Source organism: Streptomyces sp. NPDC029526 (assembly GCF_040637405.1).
Lineage (GTDB): Bacteria > Actinomycetota > Actinomycetes > Streptomycetales > Streptomycetaceae > Streptomyces.
On record NZ_JBEZWE010000001.1, the window covers coordinates 920,218 to 939,414 of the forward strand.

At 70.5% G+C, this 19,197-nt stretch carries 15 protein-coding genes and 1 pseudogene; 3 read left to right on the top strand and 13 right to left on the bottom strand.

Annotated elements, in window-relative coordinates:
* Window positions 1–319, bottom strand: a pseudogene (locus tag AB0F01_RS04200) (hypothetical protein); the annotation flags it as partial.
* A 215-nt stretch (window positions 320–534) separates the two neighbouring features.
* On the opposite strand from AB0F01_RS04200, the gene AB0F01_RS04205 reads away from it, so the two are divergent.
* Window positions 535–1,122: a hypothetical protein gene (locus tag AB0F01_RS04205; protein ID WP_362089722.1), complete on the top strand. Its 588-nt coding sequence runs from the start codon at window positions 535–537 to the stop codon at window positions 1,120–1,122.
* Window positions 1,123–1,239: 117 nt separating this feature from the next.
* On the opposite strand, the gene AB0F01_RS04210 is transcribed toward AB0F01_RS04205, so the two are convergent.
* From AB0F01_RS04210 to mrdA, 5 genes are all read right to left on the bottom strand, one after another.
* Window positions 1,240–1,407, bottom strand: coding sequence for a hypothetical protein (locus tag AB0F01_RS04210; RefSeq protein ID WP_362089724.1), 168 nt, complete (start codon window positions 1,405–1,407; stop codon window positions 1,240–1,242).
* 694 nt (window positions 1,408–2,101) lie between these two features.
* Window positions 2,102–4,066: a TIGR03960 family B12-binding radical SAM protein gene (locus AB0F01_RS04215; RefSeq protein WP_362089726.1), complete on the bottom strand. Its 1,965-nt coding sequence runs from the start codon at window positions 4,064–4,066 to the stop codon at window positions 2,102–2,104.
* 96 nt (window positions 4,067–4,162) lie between these two features.
* Entirely contained in the window at window positions 4,163–5,734 is a 1,572-nt protein-coding gene (locus tag AB0F01_RS04220) for a CYTH and CHAD domain-containing protein (RefSeq protein ID WP_362089728.1), read from the bottom strand.
* An 80-nt stretch (window positions 5,735–5,814) separates the two neighbouring features.
* Window positions 5,815–7,017 (bottom strand): rod shape-determining protein RodA, encoded by a 1,203-nt coding sequence (rodA, locus tag AB0F01_RS04225; protein WP_362089729.1) that lies wholly within the window; start codon window positions 7,015–7,017, stop codon window positions 5,815–5,817.
* On the bottom strand, window positions 7,014–9,452 hold the full coding sequence (gene mrdA / locus AB0F01_RS04230; RefSeq protein WP_362089731.1) for a penicillin-binding protein 2: 2,439 nt from the start codon (window positions 9,450–9,452) through the stop codon (window positions 7,014–7,016). The genes rodA and mrdA overlap by 4 nt, the downstream gene beginning before the upstream one ends.
* Window positions 9,453–9,476: 24 nt before the next feature.
* Between mrdA and AB0F01_RS04235 the strand changes: the two genes are divergently transcribed.
* A complete protein-coding gene (locus tag AB0F01_RS04235) occupies window positions 9,477–9,608 on the top strand; it encodes a hypothetical protein (RefSeq protein ID WP_362089733.1) in 132 nt (43 codons plus the stop codon).
* Window positions 9,609–9,702: 94 nt separating this feature from the next.
* Here AB0F01_RS04235 and mreD read toward each other — a convergent pair whose 3' ends face one another.
* The 7 genes from mreD to AB0F01_RS04270 form a co-directional block, all read right to left on the bottom strand.
* Window positions 9,703–10,377, bottom strand: coding sequence for a rod shape-determining protein MreD (gene mreD, locus AB0F01_RS04240; RefSeq protein ID WP_362089735.1), 675 nt, complete (start codon window positions 10,375–10,377; stop codon window positions 9,703–9,705).
* Between the two features lie 13 nt (window positions 10,378–10,390).
* Window positions 10,391–11,332 carry a rod shape-determining protein MreC gene (mreC, locus tag AB0F01_RS04245; RefSeq protein ID WP_362089737.1) on the bottom strand — a complete coding sequence of 314 codons (942 nt, stop codon included), beginning with the start codon at window positions 11,330–11,332 and terminating at the stop codon, window positions 10,391–10,393.
* Window positions 11,333–11,533: 201 nt separating this feature from the next.
* Window positions 11,534–12,553, bottom strand: coding sequence for a rod shape-determining protein (locus AB0F01_RS04250; protein ID WP_024887540.1), 1,020 nt, complete (start codon window positions 12,551–12,553; stop codon window positions 11,534–11,536).
* Window positions 12,554–12,846: 293 nt separating this feature from the next.
* A complete protein-coding gene (ndk, locus tag AB0F01_RS04255) occupies window positions 12,847–13,260 on the bottom strand; it encodes a nucleoside-diphosphate kinase (RefSeq protein ID WP_164337671.1) in 414 nt (137 codons plus the stop codon).
* 66 nt (window positions 13,261–13,326) lie between these two features.
* On the bottom strand, window positions 13,327–13,677 hold the full coding sequence (locus AB0F01_RS04260) for a DUF4233 domain-containing protein (protein WP_362089740.1): 351 nt from the start codon (window positions 13,675–13,677) through the stop codon (window positions 13,327–13,329).
* Window positions 13,678–13,684: 7 nt separating this feature from the next.
* Window positions 13,685–15,205 (bottom strand): folylpolyglutamate synthase/dihydrofolate synthase family protein, encoded by a 1,521-nt coding sequence (locus tag AB0F01_RS04265; RefSeq protein WP_362089742.1) that lies wholly within the window; start codon window positions 15,203–15,205, stop codon window positions 13,685–13,687.
* Window positions 15,206–15,429: 224 nt separating this feature from the next.
* Window positions 15,430–18,054 (bottom strand): valine--tRNA ligase, encoded by a 2,625-nt coding sequence (locus tag AB0F01_RS04270; RefSeq protein ID WP_362089744.1) that lies wholly within the window; start codon window positions 18,052–18,054, stop codon window positions 15,430–15,432.
* 138 nt (window positions 18,055–18,192) lie between these two features.
* Between AB0F01_RS04270 and AB0F01_RS04275 the strand changes: the two genes are divergently transcribed.
* Window positions 18,193–19,164: a hypothetical protein gene (locus tag AB0F01_RS04275; protein ID WP_362089746.1), complete on the top strand. Its 972-nt coding sequence runs from the start codon at window positions 18,193–18,195 to the stop codon at window positions 19,162–19,164.
* Window positions 19,165–19,197: the final 33 nt, after the last annotated feature.

Sequence of the window (19,197 nt, forward strand, 5' to 3'; positions counted from 1 at the left end):
CGTACAGCCACCCGGCGGGCATCACCACCAGCACGTTCACCAGCCAGGCCAACGCCTTGCCGAGCGGCACGAGCAGGTACCGCCACAGCCCCACGAACGGCCACACGAACACCGCCCGCCCCAGCCACAGCAGCGCCCGCCCCACCGGCCGCAGCACGGCGTCGTTCACCACCCGCCCGGCGACCACCAGCGCGTCCCACAGCATCCGCACCGGCAGCACCACGATCAGCGCCACGATCCGGACGGGCAGACGCACCGCCACGACCAGACAGCCCTCACCCTCCGGTGCCCGGACGTCCCCCTGCTTCTCCAGATCCATACCCATGAGGACGCCCCGGACGGCTCCCCGGATGCACACCGCGGCGCAGGTCCGCCCCCGCTCCTCGGCCCCGGTCCCCGCGGGCAGGTGGCTCACCGACGGCAGTGGCCGCAGCAGCGACGGCGACGAGTCCGGGGCCGGAGCATGCCGGCGACCGGCGCTGCGTAGAGTCAGCCCCGGTCACGTGCGGAGGCACGCCGATGGAAGGGGAGGGCGTGGGAGCAACCGCGGCGGCGCGCAGTGTGATGCGTGCGCGGGTCGGGTCGGGGCTGGTGGTGGCGGTGCTGCTGCTGCCCGTCGGGAGTTGGGCCCTGGCCCGGGCGGGAGTGGTCGCCGAAGCCGCCACGATCCCCGTCGGCCTGCTCGCCATGATCGCGGGATACGTACTCCTCACCGCCCTGTGGGAGGAACGCTCCCCGTTCCGGCACGCACCGCGGAGTCTGACGGCCCGCACCCTGACCGGCCCACGCACGGTCGACCTCGGCCGGATCACCACCGTCCGGCTGGTGACGACCTTCTCGCAGGCCGGGGTGTACCGCACCGTGGTGGTGCGTGACGCCGACGGTGTGCGGCTGGGCCTGACGACGGGGAGGAGCCGCGAGCACCTGCGCCGAGCCGTCGAACAGGCGGAGAACGACGCCGGACGTGGGGCCACCGGGCTCCGGGTGAGCCGTGCCGCCGCGGCGCATCTCGGTCTCCCCCGGGGACGCGGACTCGCCGTCCACACCGTCCTCGCGTTTCTGTGCACGATGGTGGGCATGAGCCTCTACCTGTCGGTCGTCTTCTGGCTCGGCGGGCAGTGAGCCCTCCACCCGCGAGAACCCCTGACCTCCTGAACTCCTGAGCACTGCCACTGCCATTACCGGACAGGTCGCCCCCACGTGGCAGGCCACTGGAACAGCAGCGCTGCACCATGCAGCTCAGGAATTCCGCTTGATCCGGTATCGCTGGACGACGAAGGCAAGCGATGCAACGAGGGCCGCGAACCAAAGCCCGATCTCGACCTGGCCGAATCCTGAACCGAGGAACAACAGCACGACCAAGAAGACAGTAAGAATCAGAGCCGCCTTCTCCACAAGAAGCTTCACGACAGTTTCTCACCGGACCCCGCTGCCGACACCGAACACGGCATTGTCGAGAAAGACATCATCGCCCCTTCACTTCTACCTCTGTACGGCTCACATCACGTGCCATCGTCGCCGTTCCGGAGTGACGCTTCACGCCGACGCCGCCTGCCGTGACCCCCGCTCCACCACCGACCCGCGGCGAAACCGACGGCAGTCATCACCGGTTCTCATCGAGTCAGAGTCCCTGCCGGTCCCTGCCGCGCCACCCGGCGGCGCCGTAATTCGCCGTCGATACCGTCGCGGACACGGCCACTCCAGTCACCATTTCCCACCCGTGACGGGAACGCAGGGCACAGCGCACGCGCCGTTCATCTTCCGCGCCATTGGGCCACGCAAATGGTCGCACCCCGCCCACCGATCTCACTCATGAAGATCATATGAAGCCGGCGGCCGATTACACAAGCGTGCGAGCAGGGTTTTCGCTTCACGAGAAGGGGAGGCCATTCGCACCCAGATACCTTTCCTCAAGAAAGGCTCAAATTCCCGGGTATTGAATTCAAGATTGAACAATAAGCCAGCCTTGCGACCTGTCGCTGAGGGCGTCGCGGACCCTAACCGCCCCCCACACAGCTCCGGCGGAGCGGGCAGAATGCGATGGCCCGCTCCGCCGGAGCGTTGGTTCGGACGGCCGGGGCCGTGGTCAGGTCAGGTCAGGTCAGTGGGAGTGACCGCTCGGTACCGGTCCGCTGTTCTTGACCGTCAGCGGCAGCAGCTTCTTGCCGGTGGGGCCGATCTGGATGCTGGTGTCCATCTGGGGGCAGACGCCGCAGTCGAAGCACGGGGTCCAGCGGCAGTCGTCGACCTCGGTCTCGTCGAGGGCGTCCTGCCAGTCCTCCCAGAGCCAGTCCTTGTCGAGGCCGGAGTCGAGGTGGTCCCAGGGCAGGACCTCCTCGTAGGTCCGCTCGCGGGTGGTGTACCAGTCGACGTCGACGCCGAACTCGGCGAGGGCCTTGTCCGCGCAGGCCATCCAGCGGTCGTAGGAGAAGTGCTCGCGCCAGCCGTCGAAACGGCCGCCGTCCTCGTAGACGGCGCGGATGACGGCGCCGATGCGGCGGTCGCCGCGGGAGAGGAGGCCCTCGACGATGCCGGGCTTGCCGTCGTGGTAGCGGAAGCCGATGGAGCGGCCGTACTTCTTGTCGCCGCGGATCTTGTCGCGCAGCTTGCCCAGGCGCTCGTCGGTCTCCTCGGCGGAGAGCTGCGGGGCCCACTGGAAGGGGGTGTGGGGCTTGGGGACGAAGCCGCCGATGGAGACCGTGCAGCGGATGTCGTTGGAGCCGGAGACCTCGCGGCCCTTGGCGATCACGCGGGTGGCCATGTCGGCGATCTGGAGGACGTCGTCGTCGGTCTCGGTGGGCAGGCCGCACATGAAGTACAGCTTGACCTGGCGCCAGCCGTTGCCGTAGGCCGTGGCGACGGTGCGGATGAGGTCGTCCTCGGAGACCATCTTGTTGATGACCTTGCGGATGCGCTCCGAGCCGCCCTCGGGGGCGAAGGTGAGGCCGGAGCGGCGGCCGTTGCGGGTCAGTTCGTTGGCCAGGTCGATGTTGAAGGCGTCGACGCGGGTGGAGGGGAGGGAGAGACCGATCTTGTCTTCCTCGTAGCGGTCGGCGAGGCCCTTGGCGATGTCGCCGATCTCCGAGTGGTCCGCGGAGGACAGGGAGAGGAGGCCGACCTCCTCGAAGCCGGTGGCCTTCAGGCCCTTGTCGACCATCTCGCCGATGCCGGTGATGGAGCGCTCCCGGACCGGGCGGGTGATCATGCCGGCCTGGCAGAAGCGGCAGCCGCGGGTGCAGCCGCGGAAGATCTCCACGGACATCCGCTCGTGGACGGTCTCGGCGAGCGGGACGAGGGGCTGCTTGGGGTAGGGCCACTCGTCGAGGTCCATGACGGTGTGCTTGGACACGCGCCACGGGACGCCCGAGCGGTTGGGGACGACGCGGGCGATGCGGCCGTCCGGCAGGTACTCCACGTCGTAGAAGCCGGGGACGTAGACGCCGCCGGTCCTGGCCAGGCGGAAGAGGAGTTCCTCGCGGCCACCGGGACGGCCCTCGGCCTTCCAGGCGCGGACGATGGCGGTGATCTCCAGGACGGCCTGCTCGCCGTCGCCGATGACGGCGCAGTCGATGAAGTCGGCGATGGGCTCGGGGTTGAAGGCCGCGTGGCCGCCGGCCACGACGATGGGGTCGTCGAGCGTGCGGTCCTTGGACTCCAGGGGGATGCCCGCCAGGTCCAGCGCGGTGAGCATGTTGGTGTAACCGAGCTCGGTGGAGAAGCTCAGGCCGAACACGTCGAAGGCCCGCACGGGGCGGTGGCTGTCCACGGTGAACTGCGGGACCCGGTGCTCGCGCATCAGGGCCTCGAGGTCCGGCCACACGCTGTAGGTGCGCTCGGCGAGGACGCCGTGCTGTTCGTTGAGGACCTCGTACAGGATCATGACGCCCTGGTTGGGCAGTCCGACCTCGTAGGCGTCGGGGTACATGAGCGCCCAGCGCACGTCGCAGCCCTCCCAGGGCTTGACCGTGGAGTTGAGCTCTCCGCCGACGTACTGGATCGGCTTCTGCACATGCGGGAGGAGCGCTTCGAGCTGCGGGAACACAGACTCGGCGGCTTCGGCAGGCATCTCGCGAACCTTCGTGTGCTGACGGGGGTCTCCCGGAGTGGCCGGGAGGGGTGACCATCCAGCCTAACCCGGTCGGGCGGCTCCCCCGCACGCCGATCAGAGGGTGATGCCCTTGGTGATCGTCTTCCAGGTGCCCGGGAGGGCGGCCTCGGTGAGTTCGGCGCGGCGTTCCTCGCGGGCGTGGAGGACGCCGTAGGTGAAGGTGTCCTCGCCGGCGGCGTGGGCGACGGCGGCGAGTTCGCGCAGGGTTTGGCGGGCCATGACGCTGTCCTGGTGGTCGCCGAGGAGTTCCTGGAGGGACTTCATGGCCTTGACGAGGTCCTTGGCGTCGCCGCCGAGGGCGGGGACGGCGGCTTCGGCGGCGTAGCGGGTGCGTTTGGTCTTCTTGCGGGCGTCGTGGAGGGCGAGGTCGCGGTCGTGGCCGGGCGGGAGGTCCAGGGCGGTGGTGACGAGGCCGGTGAGCTTGTCGAGGTCCTTGTGGATGGCGCGGGTGAGGACCTTGGCGGGCTTGGCGTGGGCCTTCTTGCGCAGCGGGGGGTCGGCGAGGAGGGCGTCCAGGGTGTCGAGGAGGGCGAGGTGGCGGGCGGAGTCGAGGACGCCGGTGACGTGGCCGTGGGCGCTGCTGCGGCTCGCGCGGGACCAGGTGGCGAGGCGGTCGTGGACGGGGCCGTGGACGAGGTCGTCGGGGAGGTCGTCGAGGGCGGTGGTGAGGCGGTCGGCGAGGACTTCCTGGTCGCGTTCGAGGCCGAGTTCGCCGGCCAGCCACTTCAGGTCGGCGCCGATGGGGTCGGTGGCGTCGCGGTGGAGGACGGAGCGGAAGCTGCGGAAGGTGCTGCGCAGGCGGCGGGTGGCGACGCGCATGCGGTGCACGGCGTCGGGGACGTCCTGGCGTACGGCGGGGTCGAGGTCGACGAGGGCGTCGCGCTGGGCGCGGACGTAGGCGAGGACGTGGTCGCCGGCGGTGACGGGTTCGCCGACGGCGCGGGTCCTGCGCTTCTTCCGGGGGGCGGCGGCCGGGGACGGGGCGGGGGCGGGGGCCGCGCTGTCGGGTGTGCGGGGGGCGGTGGCGGCGGGGGCCGTGGCGGTGAGGGCGCGGGCCAGTTTGGAGGGCGAGTCGGAGGGGCGCAGGCCCGCGTCGCACAGGTGCTCCTCGATCTGGTCGAGGAGGGCGGGGTCGCCGTCGTCGGCGAGTTCGACCTCGATCTCGGTCCATCGGGTGGTGCCGCCCTGGCCGGTGAGGCGTTCGGCGTGGACGCTGTCGATGCTGGCTTCGGCGAGGAGCGCGCCGTCGTCGTCGAGGAGGTGGCGTACGTCGCGGTCGGAGCGCAGGCGGACCAGGGGGGTGACGGCGCGGTCGCGGACGCGGGAGCGGATGAGGCGGGCGAGGCTCTCGGGGAGGTCGTCGGAGAGGGGTGCCTGGACCTCGTCCCGTACGCCGGGGGCGACCGGGAACTTGAGGTGCCAGCCGGCGTCGGAGCCTCCGGTGCGGCGGCGCAGGGTGATGGAGGCCGCGGCGAGGCGTTCGTCGGCGGTGTCGTAGTAGGTGGCGTCGAGGTGGGCGACGCCACGGTCGGCGACGGATGCGACACCGGGAACGCCGGTCAGGTCGGGCAGCCGGCCGTCGGTCGATTCGTATTTCCGCTCGATCTCGCGCTTGGTGTCCGCCATGACGTGACTGTAGTCGCCGGGGGTGCGGAGTGGCAGGGGGCCGCCGCTCCGCACCCGGCTGTCCGGGTGATGTGCGCCGGTCAGGCGGACATGGGGCGTTGGACGCGGAGGGACTGCAGGAGTCCGACGGCGAGCCAGACGGCGAACATGGAGGAGCCGCCGTAGGAGACGAACGGCAGGGGGAGGCCGGTGACGGGCATGATGCCGAGGGTCATGCCGATGTTCTCGAAGGTCTGGAAGGCGAACCAGGCGACGATGCCGGCGGCGATGATGGTGCCGTAGAGGTCGGTGGCGTCGCGGGCGATGCGGCAGGCGCGCCAGAGGATGATGCCGAGCAGGGCGATGATGAGGGCGCCGCCGACGAAGCCGAGTTCCTCGCCGGCGACGGTGAAGACGAAGTCGGTCTGCTGTTCGGGCACGAACTGGCCGGTGGTCTGGGAGCCCTGGAAGAGGCCGGAGCCGGTCAGGCCGCCGGAGCCGATGGCGATGCGGGCCTGGTTGGTGTTGTAGCCGACGCCGGCGGGGTCGAGTTCGGGGTTGGCGAAGGCGGCGAAGCGGTTGATCTGGTATTCGTCCAGGATGCCGAGCTGCCAGACGGTGACGGCGCCGATGGCTCCGGCGCCGAGCAGGCCGAAGACCCATCGGTTGGAGGCTCCGGAGGCGAGCAGCACGCCGAGCACGATGATGACCATGACCATGACCGACCCGAGGTCGGGCATGAGCATCACGATCAGCATCGGGACGACGGCGAGGCCGAGGGCCTGGAGGACGGTGCGATGGTCGGGGTGGGGTTTGTCCCCCGCGTCGACCCGGGCCGCGAGCAGCATGGCCATGCCGAGGATGATCGTCAGCTTGACGAACTCGGAGGGCTGCAGGGAGAAGCCGCCGGGCAGCTTGATCCAGGAGTGGGCGCCGTTGATGGTGGAGCCCAGGGGCGTGAGCACCAGCAGGATCAGGAAGACGGAGGCGCCGTAGAGGATGGGCACGGCGGTGCGCAGGGTGCGGTGCCCGAGCCAGATGGCGCCGATCATGAGGGCGAGGCCGATGCCGGTGTTCAGCCAGTGCCGGACCAGGAAGTAGTACGGGTCGCCCTGGTTGAGTTCGGTGCGGTTGCGGGTCGCCGAGTAGACCAGGAGGGAGCCGAGCAGCGACAGGGCAAGGGCCGAGAGCAGTATCGGCCAGTCGAGGCGCCGGGCGAGGGAGTCGCGGGCGAAGATCCGGGTCCATCCGCCCCGCTCGGGTCCGTATCCGGAGACCTGGAAGCTGTTGACGCCGCCGGTCATGTCGCGGACCTCCGTCGTGCCTGGCCGCGCGGGCGCCGTGGTGCGGTGGCCCGGGGTGGGGCGCCGCGGTCTCGTGGGCCGTCGGGTGTCCGGCCGTCACCGCCTCGGCCGCCACCGCCCGGGCCGGGGCGGGCGGGGTCTGCGCCGGGTCCGCCGCGTCCGGTGCCGCGTCGGCCCGGGCCGCGTCGGGCGTCCCGGCGGCGGGTGTCGCGGTTGGCGGGCGGGGGCGTGTTGACGGTGGCGTCCTGCCCGCCGTCGTCGGGGGCCGTGCCGCCGTCCGGGGTGCCCTCGCCGTCCTGGGCGGCCTTCTGGGCGGCCTGGAGTTCCTTGACCGGGTCCTTGGCGATCTTCGGGGAGGCGATGGTGCCGTCCGTGCGGATGGCGGGCAGCTTCTTCTGCGGGGTGGGCAGCAGCGCCTTCTTCTCGTCGATCTCGCCGTCCGGGGAGACGCCGTACAGCGCGTTGTAGATGTTGCGGACGGCGGGTCCGGAGGCGCCGGAGCCCGTACCGCCCTGGGCGATCGTCATGACGATCGCGTAGTCCTTGGTGTAGGTGGCGAACCAGGAGGTGGTCTGCTTGCCGTAGACCTCCGCGGTGCCGGTCTTGGCGTGCATGGGGATCTCGTCCTGCGGCCAGCCGCCGAAGCGCCAGGCGGCCGTGCCGCGGGTGGCGACGCCTTCCAGGGCTTCGTCTATCCGCTTCAGGGTCGCCTTGGTCATCGGCAGCTTGCCCTGTGCCTTGGGCTCGATCTCCGTGATGGTCTTGCCGTCGGGGCTGATGACGGCCTTGCCGACGGTGGGGGTGGGCATGGTGCCGCCGTTGGACAGGGCGGCGTAGACGGAGGCCATCTGGATGGGGGTGACGAGCGTGTCGCCCTGGCCGATGGAGTAGTTGACGGAGTCACCGGCGCGCAGGCGGTTGCCTTCGAGGCAGTTCTCGTAGGCGATCTGCTCGGCGTAGGAGCCGCCCTTCTTGCCGGTCTTGCACCAGGCGTCCTTGTTGGCCTTCCAGTAGTCGGCCTTCCACTGGCGGTCGGGGACGCGCCCGGTGACCTCGTTGGGCAGGTCGATGCCGGTCTCCTGGCCGAGGCCGAACTGGTGGGCGGTCTTGTAGAACCAGTCCTTGGCGTTCTTCTTGGGCTTGTTGCCGCCGTCGCGCTTCCATTCCTGGTGGGAGAGGCGGTAGAAGACGGTGTCGCAGGAGACCTCCAGGGCGCGGCCGAGGCTGATCCCGCCGAAGCTCTGGGACTCGAAGTTCTTGAAGACCTGGCCGCCGATGGAGTACGAGCTGGAGCACTCGTAGGGGCCGTCGAAGGAGTAGCCGGCGTTGATCGCGGCGGCCGTGGGGATGACCTTGAAGATGGAGCCGGGGGCGGACTGGCCCTGGATGGCGCGGTTGAGCAGCGGGTAGTTGCTGTTCTTGCCGGTGAGGCGCGCGTAGTCCTTGGAGGAGATGCCGCCGACCCAGGCGTTGGGGTCGTAGGTCGGGTTGGAGGCCATGGCGACGACGCGGCCGGTCTTGGCCTCCATGACGACGACGGCCCCGGAGTCGGCCTCGTAGTTGCGGTTGGTGTTGCGGTCGTGCTCCTTGCGGGCGGCCTTCATCGCCTCGTTCAGCTCGTACTCGGCGACGCGCTGGACGCGGGCGTCGATGCTGGTGACGAGGTTGGCGCCGGGCTCGGCGGGGTCGGACTGGGCCCGGCCGATGACGCGGCCCAGCTTGTCGACCTCGTACCGGGTGACGCCGGCCTTGCCGCGCAGCTGCTTGTCGTACTGCCGTTCCAGGCCGGAGCGGCCGACCATGTCGGAGCGCAGGTAGGGCGAGTCGGTGTCCTGGGCCTTGGTGATCTCCTCGTCGGTGACGGGTGAGAGGTAGCCGAGGACCTGGGCGGTGTTGGACTTGCCGGGGCTCGCGTAGCGGCGGACGGCCTGGGGTTCGGCGGTGATGCCGGGGAAGTCCTCGGCGCGCTCGCGGATCTGCAGGGCCTGCTTCGGGGTGGCCTCGTCGGTGATGGGGATGGGCTGGTAGGGCGAGCCGTTCCAGCAGGGCTGGGGGGTCTTGGCGTCGCACAGCCGGACCTTCTCCATGACCTCCTTGGGGGCCATGCCGAGGACGCCGGCCAGCTTGGTGAGGACCGCCTTGCCGTCGTCCTTCATCTTCATCAGGTCGGTGCGGGAGGCGGAGACGACCAGCCGGGTCTCGTTGTCCGCGAGGGCGACGCCGCGGGCGTCGAGGATGGAGCCGCGCACCGCGGGCTGGACGACCTGCTGGACGTGGTTGCCGGACGCCTCCTTGGCGTACTCGGCGCCCTCACGGATCTGGAGGTACCACAGGCGCCCGCCGAGGGTGGCGAGGAGGGAGAGGACGAGGACCTGGATGACGACGAGCCGGATCTGGACGCGTGGGCTGCGGCCGGTCTCGGGGATGTTGGTCACGCGGGCTTCTCCCCCTCTCGCTGCGTGGACGTGGGTGCGGGTGCCGCGGACGCGGGTGACGTGCGCGCGCGGATCGAGCCGGTGCCGGACGGGCACGTGCGGATCATGTCGGTGCCGGACGGGCATGTGCGGATCGTGCCGGTGCCGGACGTGTGACTGCGGGACGTGTGAGTGCGTACGGGTGTGGAACGGCCGGTGCCCCGGTCCGGGTTCCGCCGCGCCTCACCCGTGCGGGTGAACTTCGCCCTGTTCACAGGCGCTTGACCCCCTTGATGCGTCCCGCGCGGGCCACGCGCGCCCGGGCGGCCTTGACCCGCATGCCGCCGCGCTGGCCGCCGATGCGCAGGCCGGTGCCGCCGGAGAGCCAGCCGGAGGCGATGTCGCCGCCGGACTTGGTGGTGGAGGTGTTCTCGGCGAGCGGGTCGTTGTCCGCGCGTCTGGCCAGGGCCATGACGCCCGGGACGACGAACGGGGCGAGCAGCAGGTCGTACAGGGCGGCGGTGAACAGCAGGCTGCCGAGGCCGACGTGGCGGGCGGCGGTGTCGCCGACGAGGGCGCCGACCCCCGCGTACAGGAGGGTGGAGCCGACGGCGGCGGCGACCACCACGAGCATGGGGCCGGTGGCCGACTTGACCTGGCCGGTCTCGGGTTTGACCAGTCCGGCCAGGTAGCCGATGACGCACAGCACGAGGGCGTAGCGGCCGGCGGCGTGGTCGGCGGGCGGGGCGAGGTCGGCGAGGAGTCCGGCGGCGAAGCCGACGAGGGCGCCGCCGACGTGGCCGTAGACCAGGGCCAGGCCGAGGACGGTGAGCAGCAGCAGGTCGGGGACGGCGCCGGGCAGGTGGAGGCGGGCGAGGACGCTCACCTGGAGCACCAGGGCGACGACGATCAGTGCGCTGGAGAGCAGGATCCGGTTGACGCGCATGGGGTGACAGCTCCTACTGCTCTGGCTGGTACTGGCCGTCGGCCGGGGCGGACGGGGTGACCGTCACCGTCACGGTCGGTGTGGGGGTCGGCTTGGCCTTGCGGGGCAGCACCGTGTCGCGCGGGTCCTTCTCGGGGGCCTGGACGACGACGCCGACGATGTCCAGCTTGGTGAAGCCGACGAAGGGCGTGACGTAGACGGTGCGGGTCAGGTCGCCGCCGGAGGGGTCGACGCGGGAGACCACGCCGACCGGGACGCCGGGCACGAAGGGCTTGTCGGCCTGCGAGCCGAAGGTGACCAGGCGGTCGCCCTTCTTGATCTCGGCCTTGCCGTTGAGCAGTTCCACGCGCAGCGGCCGGTCGCCCTGACCGGAGGCGAAGCCGAGTTCGTCGCTGTCCTCCATGCGGGTGCCGACGGTGAAGTCGGGGTCGCTGGCGAGCAGGACGGTCGCGGTGTTGGGGCCGACGGTGGTGACGCGCCCGACGAGGCCGTCGCCGTTGAGGACGGTCATGTCGCGTTCGATGCCGTCGTTGGCGCCGGCGTCGATGGTGACGGTCCAGGAGAAGCCCTGGGCCGCTCCTATGGCGATGACCTGGGCGCCCTTGATGCCGTACTGGCCCTGGCCGGCCACCTTGAGCATCTTGTCGAGCTGCTTGAGGCGGCTGCGGTTGCGGTTGTCGCTGCCGAGTTCGGCCTTGAGGGCCGCGTTCTCCTGCTCCAGGCGGGCGAGCCGGTCGTGGCGCTCACCGGAGTCGCGGATCGCGGAGACGGCGTTGCCGATGGGATCGACCGCGCTGGAGACGCCGTTCTCGATGGGGCCGAAGACCGTCGCCGCGGCCCCCCGGGCACCGTCGACCGGCGAGTCCTCCCCGCCGCGGATGTCCACCGTGATCAGTGCGAACGCGATGGCGATCAGCAGCACCAGGAGCAGCCGGCTCTCTCGTGTGTCCCTCACGTGCGGCGGCCGTGCCTTCCTCGTCGAGAGCGGGTATGAGGTGTCGGGTTGGTGTCGGATGGTTCGGATGGGTGATGTGGTGTGTGCGGGTGCTGCCGCCCCCGTCCGGACGGCCGGCCCGGGGCGGGAGCTGATGCCTCTATATCAACGATCCGCCGTACGAGAGGAGATCGTCCCGTACGGCGGAATCGAAGAGGTGTGTCATCTGCGCGGCTGGGCGTCCAGCACCTGCTGCAGCGCCTCGAACTCCTCGACGCACTTGCCGGAGCCGAGGGCCACGCTGTCCAGCGGGTCCTCCGCGATGTGGATCGGCATGCCGGTCTCGCGGCGCAGCCGTTCGTCGAGGCCGCGCAGCAGGGCTCCGCCGCCGGTCAGAACGATTCCGCGGTCCATGATGTCGCCGGACAGCTCCGGCGGGCACTTGTCGAGGGTCGTCTTGACCGCGTCGACGATGGCGTTGACGGGCTCCTCGATCGCCTTGCGCACCTCGGCGGCGGAGATGACGACGGTCTTGGGCAGCCCGGACACCAGGTCACGGCCGCGGATCTCGGTGTGCTCGTCGGTGTCGAGGTCGTACGCCGAACCGATCGTGATCTTGATCTGTTCGGCCGATCGCTCACCCAGCAGCAGCGAGTACTCCTTCTTGATGTGCTGGATGATCGCGTTGTCCAGCTCGTCGCCCGCGACGCGGATCGACTGGGCGGTGACGATGCCGCCGAGGGAGATGACCGCGACCTCCGTGGTGCCGCCGCCGATGTCCACCACCATGTTGCCCGTGGCCTCGTGGACCGGCAGGCCGGAGCCGATGGCCGCGGCCATGGGCTCCTCGATGATGTGCACCTGACGGGCGCCGGCCTGGGACGACGCCTCGATGACGGCGCGGCGCTCGACGCCGGTGATGCCCGAGGGCACACAGACGACGACCCGCGGACGAGCCAGATACCGCCGCTTGTGGATCTTCAGGATGAAGTAGCGGAGCATCCGCTCGGTGATCTCGAAGTCGGCGATGACGCCGTCCTTCAGCGGACGCACGGCGACGATGTTGCCCGGGGTGCGCCCGATCATCTTCTTCGCTTCGGCACCGACGGCGAGGATGCCGCCGGTGTTGGTGTTGATCGCCACGACGGACGGCTCGTTGAGTACGATCCCGCGACCCCTGACGTACACCAGCGTGTTGGCGGTCCCGAGGTCGACAGCCATGTCACGGCCGATGAACGACATTGAGTTCCCCATCAGGATTCGTCTGGCCTTCCCACGAGCTTTTGAGGGCTTTTCAGGTTGGCGAGGTGGGTGCGGTGACGCGATGGCTTCCATGGTAGACGCGCCGTCGCGAACACTGTGCGAGGGTCTTCGCCATTGTCACCGGACGGCACCCTCCACTGCTTGTGCAGACGGGCCATCGGGGGCATGCGTTCCCCCGAACGCCGCGCATATGCCAGAAATGGTCCGGGGGCAAAACCCCCAGACCATCCGACAGGCGGTCGAAGCCGCCGCGATCCGGCGCGACGAGATCGTTACGCGCGCCCCGGGAAGAAGATCTTCACCTCGCGCTCGGCGGACTCCTCCGAGTCCGAGGCGTGGATGAGGTTCTCCCGCACGATGACCCCGAAGTCGCCGCGGATGGAGCCGGGCGCGGCGGCGATCGGGTCGGTCGGACCGGCCAGTTGACGCACGCCCTCGATGACCCGGTCACCCTCGACGATCAGGGCGACGACCGGGCCCGACGCCATGAACTCCATCAGCGGCTCGTAGAACGGCTTGCCCTTGTGCTCGCCGTAGTGCTGCTCCAGCGTGTCCTGGTCCAGGGTGCGCAGCTCCAGCGCGGTGATCCGCCAGCCGGCCTTGCGCTCGATGCGGCTGATGATCTCGCCGGTCAGGCCACGACGGACGGCGTCGGGCTTGAGGAGGACGAGGGTGCGCTGGGTCACGACGGAACTCCTTGCGGGTCAAAGATGTGCGGGAACACGAGGTTACCCGGCGTGTCGCGGTCCCGGTCACGCAGCGTCAGGCTGGTCCGCCTGCGCGGCGAACCGGGCCTTCGCCTCGTCCACCTTTCGCCCGTAATGCACCGAAGCCCACCACAGGGCCGCGAAGACGGCCCCGAGGAAGAACATCGTCGGGACGACGAACCCCGAGGCGATCAGGGCGATCTGCAGGGCCCAGCCGAGGGCGACCCCGCCCGGCCGGGTGATCATGCCGCACAGCAGCACGCACAGGACCATGGCGACACCGCACACCGTCCACACCGTGTTCATGGACATGTCCGGGTCCTTCATGGCGACCAGTCCGGCGAAGCCGATGATGAAGACCTCGCCGATCAGCGTCGACGCGCAGAGCGTACGCAACGGTTTCTCAGCCCTTCCCCAGGAGCAGCCGGGCCTCGCCGACCGTGATGACGGAACCGGTGACGAGGACGCCGCCGCCGGCGAACTCACCCTCCTCCTCGGCCAGTGTGATCGCCGACTCCAGAGCGTCCGGCAGCCGCGGTTCCACCTGGACCCGGTCCTCGCCGAACACCTCCACCGCGACCGCGGCCAGGGCGTCGGCGTCCATCGCGCGGTGGGTGGAGTTCTGGGTGACGACGACCTCGGCGAAGACCGGCTCGAACGCCTCCAGCAGCCCGCGCACGTTCTTGTCGCCGCTGGCGCCCACGACCCCGATGAGCCGGGTGAACTGGAACGCCTCCCCCACCGCGGCGGCCGCGGCCCGCGCGCCCGCCGGGTTGTGGGCGGCGTCCAGCACCACGGTCGGCGAGCGGCGCACGACCTCCAGACGGCCGGGCGAGGCCACCGCGGCGAACGCCTTGCGCACCGTGTCGAGGTCGAGCGGCTCGGCACGCTGGGCACCCACGCCGAAGAACGCCTCCACGGCGGCGAGCGCCACGGCCGCGTTGTGCGCCTGGTGGGCACCGTGCAGCGGCAGGTACACCTCGGGGTACTCACCGCCCAGACCGCGCAGCGTCAGCAACTGCCCGCCGACCGCGATCTGCCGGGACACCACCCCGAACTCCAGGCCCTCGCGGGCCACGGTGGCGTCCGCCTCCACGGCCTTCTTCAGCAGCACCTGCGCCGCGTCCACCGGCTGCTGCGCCATGATCACCGTGGCACCGGGCTTGATGATCCCGGCCTTCTCGCCGGCGATCTCGGCGGGCGTGCCGCCGAGGCGGTCGGTGTGGTCGAGGTCTATCGGCGTGACGACGGCGACGTCCGCGTCGATGACATTGGTCGCGTCCCAGGTGCCGCCCATGCCGACCTCGACGACGGCGACGTCCACCGGCGCGTCGGCGAAGGCGGCGTACGCCATGCCGGTCAGCACCTCGAAGAAGGACAGCCGGTACTCCTGCCGGGCGTCGGTCATCTCGACGTAGGGCGCGATGTCGCGGTACGTCTCCACGAACCGCTCGGCGGAGATCGGCGCCCCGTCGAGGCTGATGCGCTCGGTGACCGACTGCACGTGGGGCGAGGTGTAGCGGCCGGTGCGCAGTTCGAAGGCGCCGAACAGGGCCTCGACCATGCGGGCGGTGGAGGTCTTGCCGTTGGTGCCGGTGATGTGGATCGACGGGTACGCGCGCTGCGGCTCGCCCAGGACGTCCATCAGCGCGGCGATCCGGTCGACCGACGGCTCCAGCTTGGTCTCGCCCCAGCGGGTGGCCAGCTCGGCCTCGACCTCGCGGAGCGCCTTGTCGACCTCCGGGTCGGCCGGCCGTGCGGGCACGTCGGCCTCGGGCGGTCCGCCCTGGGTGCGCAGGGTGCGGCTGCCGGCCTCGATCACCGCGAGGTCGGGGTCGCGGCTGGTCTCGGCCTCGATGATTTCCTCGAAGGAGTCGAGGGGGTCGGGCTCGCCGGCGTCGCTGTTCGGGGGGAGGTCGCTCACGGGGGCCAGTCTACGGAAGGGCCGCCGGCGGACGCGGCGAAGGCTCCGGCGGACGCCGGAGGCCGTGCCGGGACCGGCCCGGAGGCCGTGCGGGGCCAGTTCCCCTAGGACGGACAGAGACGGGCCCGGCGCACGGACGGGGACAGGCCCGGCGCGTGTGCGCCGGGCCCGTGTGTGCCGTGCCGCCGGGGAGGCCGAAGCGCTCCCCGGCCCGTGCCCGTAGGTCAGCTCTCGGGCAGCTTGGCCAGCTGGTTGTCGATGCGGACGATGTCCTCCTCCGCCTTGGCGAGGCGGGTGCGGATCTTGTCCACGACGTGGTCGGGCGCCTTGGCCAGGAACGCCTCGTTGCCCAGCTTGGCCTGCGCCTGCTGGCGCTCCTTCTGCGCGGCGGCGAGGTCCTTGGCGAGCCGCTTGCGCTCGGCGGCCACGTCGATCGTGCCGGACAGGTCCAGCGCGACCTCCGCGCCGCCGACCGGCAGGGTCGCCGTGGCGGTGAACGCCTCGCCCTCCGGCTGGAGCCGCAGCAGCTGGCGGATGGCCGCCTCGTGCCGGGCCAGCGTGGTGCCGTCGAGGGTGAGCCGGGCCGGGACCCGCTGGCCGGGCTGCAGGCCCTGGTCGGCGCGGAAGCGGCGGACCTCGGTGATCACCGACTGGAGCGTGGCGATCTCGCGCTCGGCGTCCGCGTCCCGGAAGCCGCTGTCGGTGGGCCAGTCGGCGATGACGACCGACTCGCCCCCGGTCAGCGTGGTCCACAGCGTCTCGGTGACGAAGGGGACGACCGGGTGCAGCAGCCGGAGCGTGACGTCGAGGACCTCGCCCAGGACCCGCTTGCTGACCTCGGCGGCCTCGCCGCCCGCCTGGAAGGTGGTCTTGGACAGCTCGACGTACCAGTCGAACACCTCGTCCCAGGCGAAGTGGAACAGCGCGTCCGACAGCTTGGCGAACTGGAAGTCCTCGTAGTACGCGTCGACTTCGGCGACGACCGAGTTCAGCCGGGACAGGATCCAGCGGTCCGTCGGCGACATCGCCGAGGCGTCCGGCAGCGGGCCCTCGACGGTCGCGCCGTTCATCAGGGCGAACCGGGTCGCGTTCCAGATCTTGTTGGCGAAGTTGCGCGAGCCCTGGACCCAGTCCTCGCCGATCGGCACGTCGACACCCGGGTTGGCGCCGCGGGCGAGCGTGAAGCGCAGCGCGTCCGAGCCGTACTTGTCCATCCAGTCGAGCGGGTTGACCGCGTTGCCGAAGGACTTCGACATCTTCTTGCCGAACTGGTCGCGGACCATGCCGTGCAGGGCGATGGTGTGGAACGGCGGGGTGCCGTCCATCGCGTACAGGCCGAACATCATCATCCGGGCGACCCAGAAGAAGAGGATGTCGTAGCCGGTGACCAGGACGGAGTTCGGGTAGAACTTCGCCAGCGACTCGGTCTGTTCGGGCCAGCCGAGGGTGGAGAACGGCCACAGCCCGGAGGAGAACCAGGTGTCGAGGACGTCGGTGTCCTGGTGCCAGCCCTCGCCGGTGGGCGCCTCGTCGTCCGGTCCGACGCAGACGACCTCGCCGTCCGGCCCGTACCAGACCGGGATGCGGTGGCCCCACCACAGCTGGCGCGAGATGCACCAGTCGTGCAGGTTGTCGACCCAGTCGAAGTACCGCTTCTCCATCTCCTGCGGGTGGATCTTCACCCGGCCGTCGCGGACGGCGTCCCCGGCCGCCTTGGCGAGCGGGCCGACCTTGACCCACCACTGCATGGACAGCCGCGGCTCGATGGTGGTCCGGCAGCGCGAGCAGTGGCCGACGGAGTGCGAGTAGGGACGCTTCTCGGCGACGATCCGGCCCTCGGCGCGCAGCGCGGCGACGATGGCGGAACGGGCCTCCAGCCGGTCCTGGCCCTGGAAGGGGCCGTGCGCGGTGATGACCGCGTGCTCGTCCATGACGGTGATGGCGGGCAGGCCGTGCCGCTGGCCGATCTCGAAGTCGTTCGGGTCGTGGGCGGGCGTCACCTTGACCGCGCCGGTGCCGAACTCGGGGTCGACGTGCTCGTCCGCGACGACCGGGATCGAACGATCGGTCAGCGGCAGCTTGATCAGCTTGCCGACCAGGTGCTTGTAGCGCTCGTCGTCGGGGTGGACGGCGACGGCCGTGTCACCGAGCATCGTCTCCGCGCGGGTGGTGGCGACGACGATGGTGTCGTCCCCCTCGCCGTACTTCATGGAGACGAGCTCGCCGTCGTCGTCCTGGTAGTTGACCTCGATGTCGGAGATCGCGGTGAGGCAGCGCGGGCACCAGTTGATGATGCGCTCGGCGCGGTAGATCAGCTCGTCGTCGTAGAGCCGCTTGAAGATGGTCTGGACGGCCTTCGACAGGCCCTCGTCCATGGTGAAGCGCTCGCGCGACCAGGCGACGCCGTCGCCGAGGCGGCGCATCTGGCCGGAGATCTGGCCTCCGGACTCGGCCTTCCACTGCCAGACCCGCTCGACGAACGCCTCACGGCCCAGGTCGTGCCGGGACTTGCCCTCCTTGGCCAGCTCCCGCTCGACGACGTTCTGTGTGGCGATGCCGGCGTGGTCCATGCCGGGCTGCCACAGCGTCTCGTGGCCCTGCATGCGCTTGCGGCGGGTCAGGGCGTCGATGAGCGTGTGCTCGAAGGCGTGCCCCAGGTGCAGGCTGCCGGTGACGTTCGGCGGGGGGATGACGACGGTGAAGGGCGGCTTGTCGCTCTTGGCGTCGGCCTCGAAGTAACCGCGCTCCACCCAGCGCTCGTACAGCGGCCCCTCTACGTCGGCCGGCGCGTACTGGGTCGGCAGTTCGGTGGTGGGCGCTGATGCTGGCTGCTGAGTGTTCTCGGTCACGGGCATGAGTTTACGGGTGTCACGGCCCAGTCCCGAAACCCGATTCCTTTGTAACGGTGCGCCCCCCGCCGGTCCGAAGGGTTTCCTCCTGGGTCAGGATGTGAGCGACACGTAAGTATCTGGAGGGGAACCCAGAAGATGAGCTACAACCAGCCGGGCCCGTACGGCGGGCAGCCCCAGCAGCCCGGTCCGTACGGTCAGCCGGGTCCCTACGGCCAGCAGCCGCAGGCTCCGCAGCCCGGCTACGGCTACCCCCAGCAGGCGCCCCAGCCGGGCTACGGCTACCCGCAGCAGCCCGGGCAGCCCGGTGTCCCGCCCCAGCAGCCCCCGTACGGCCAGCAGCCGCCGTACGGTCAGGCGCCGTACGGCATGCCTCCCCAGCCGCCGGCGGGCGGGGGCGCCAAGAAGGCCGGCATCATCATCGGCGCGGTCGCGGTGGTCGCCGCGATCGGTGTGGGCGCCTACTTCGTCATAGGCGGGGGCGGCGGCGCGGGCGGCGGGCTGGAGGACGACGGGCCGCACAAGCTCACCACGCCGAAGACGGTGCTCAGCGAGTACCAGCGCTTCGGCGACGGGACCGAGAACAGCGACTCGGACATGGTCGACGACATGGCCAAGAGCGGCGTCGAGGACGGCACCGCCGTCATCGGGCAGTGGTCGACCGCCGACTTCGGCGACTACGACCCGGCGGACCCCAGCACCGCCGGTGACTTCCCGAGCACCGCGGAGCTGCTGACCGCCAAGGGCGTCACCATGGCGGGCGGTTACGGGAAGATCAACGACCCGCAGCAGGTGCTGGACCGTTTCTTCGCCAACATCCAGAAGCAGGTCAAGGACAACGCCAAGGGCTCTCCCGGCGGCATGCAGAACGTCGAGCTGATCGGCGACCCCGAGGAGATCGAGATCGACGGCGCGGTCGCCAAGTGCCAGTCCACCAGGGCCGACAACGCGCTCACCAAGAAGAAGTCGACCGACTGGTTCTGCGCGTGGGCCGACTACAGCACCGTCGCGATGGTCTCGCCCGGCGACAACTCCGGCACGGGCGTCGACAAGGACACCGCGGTGGACATCACCACCCAGCTGCGCGCGGAGGTCCGCGAGAAGGCGTGATCCTGCACGGCAGGACAGGCGGAGGGGCCCCGG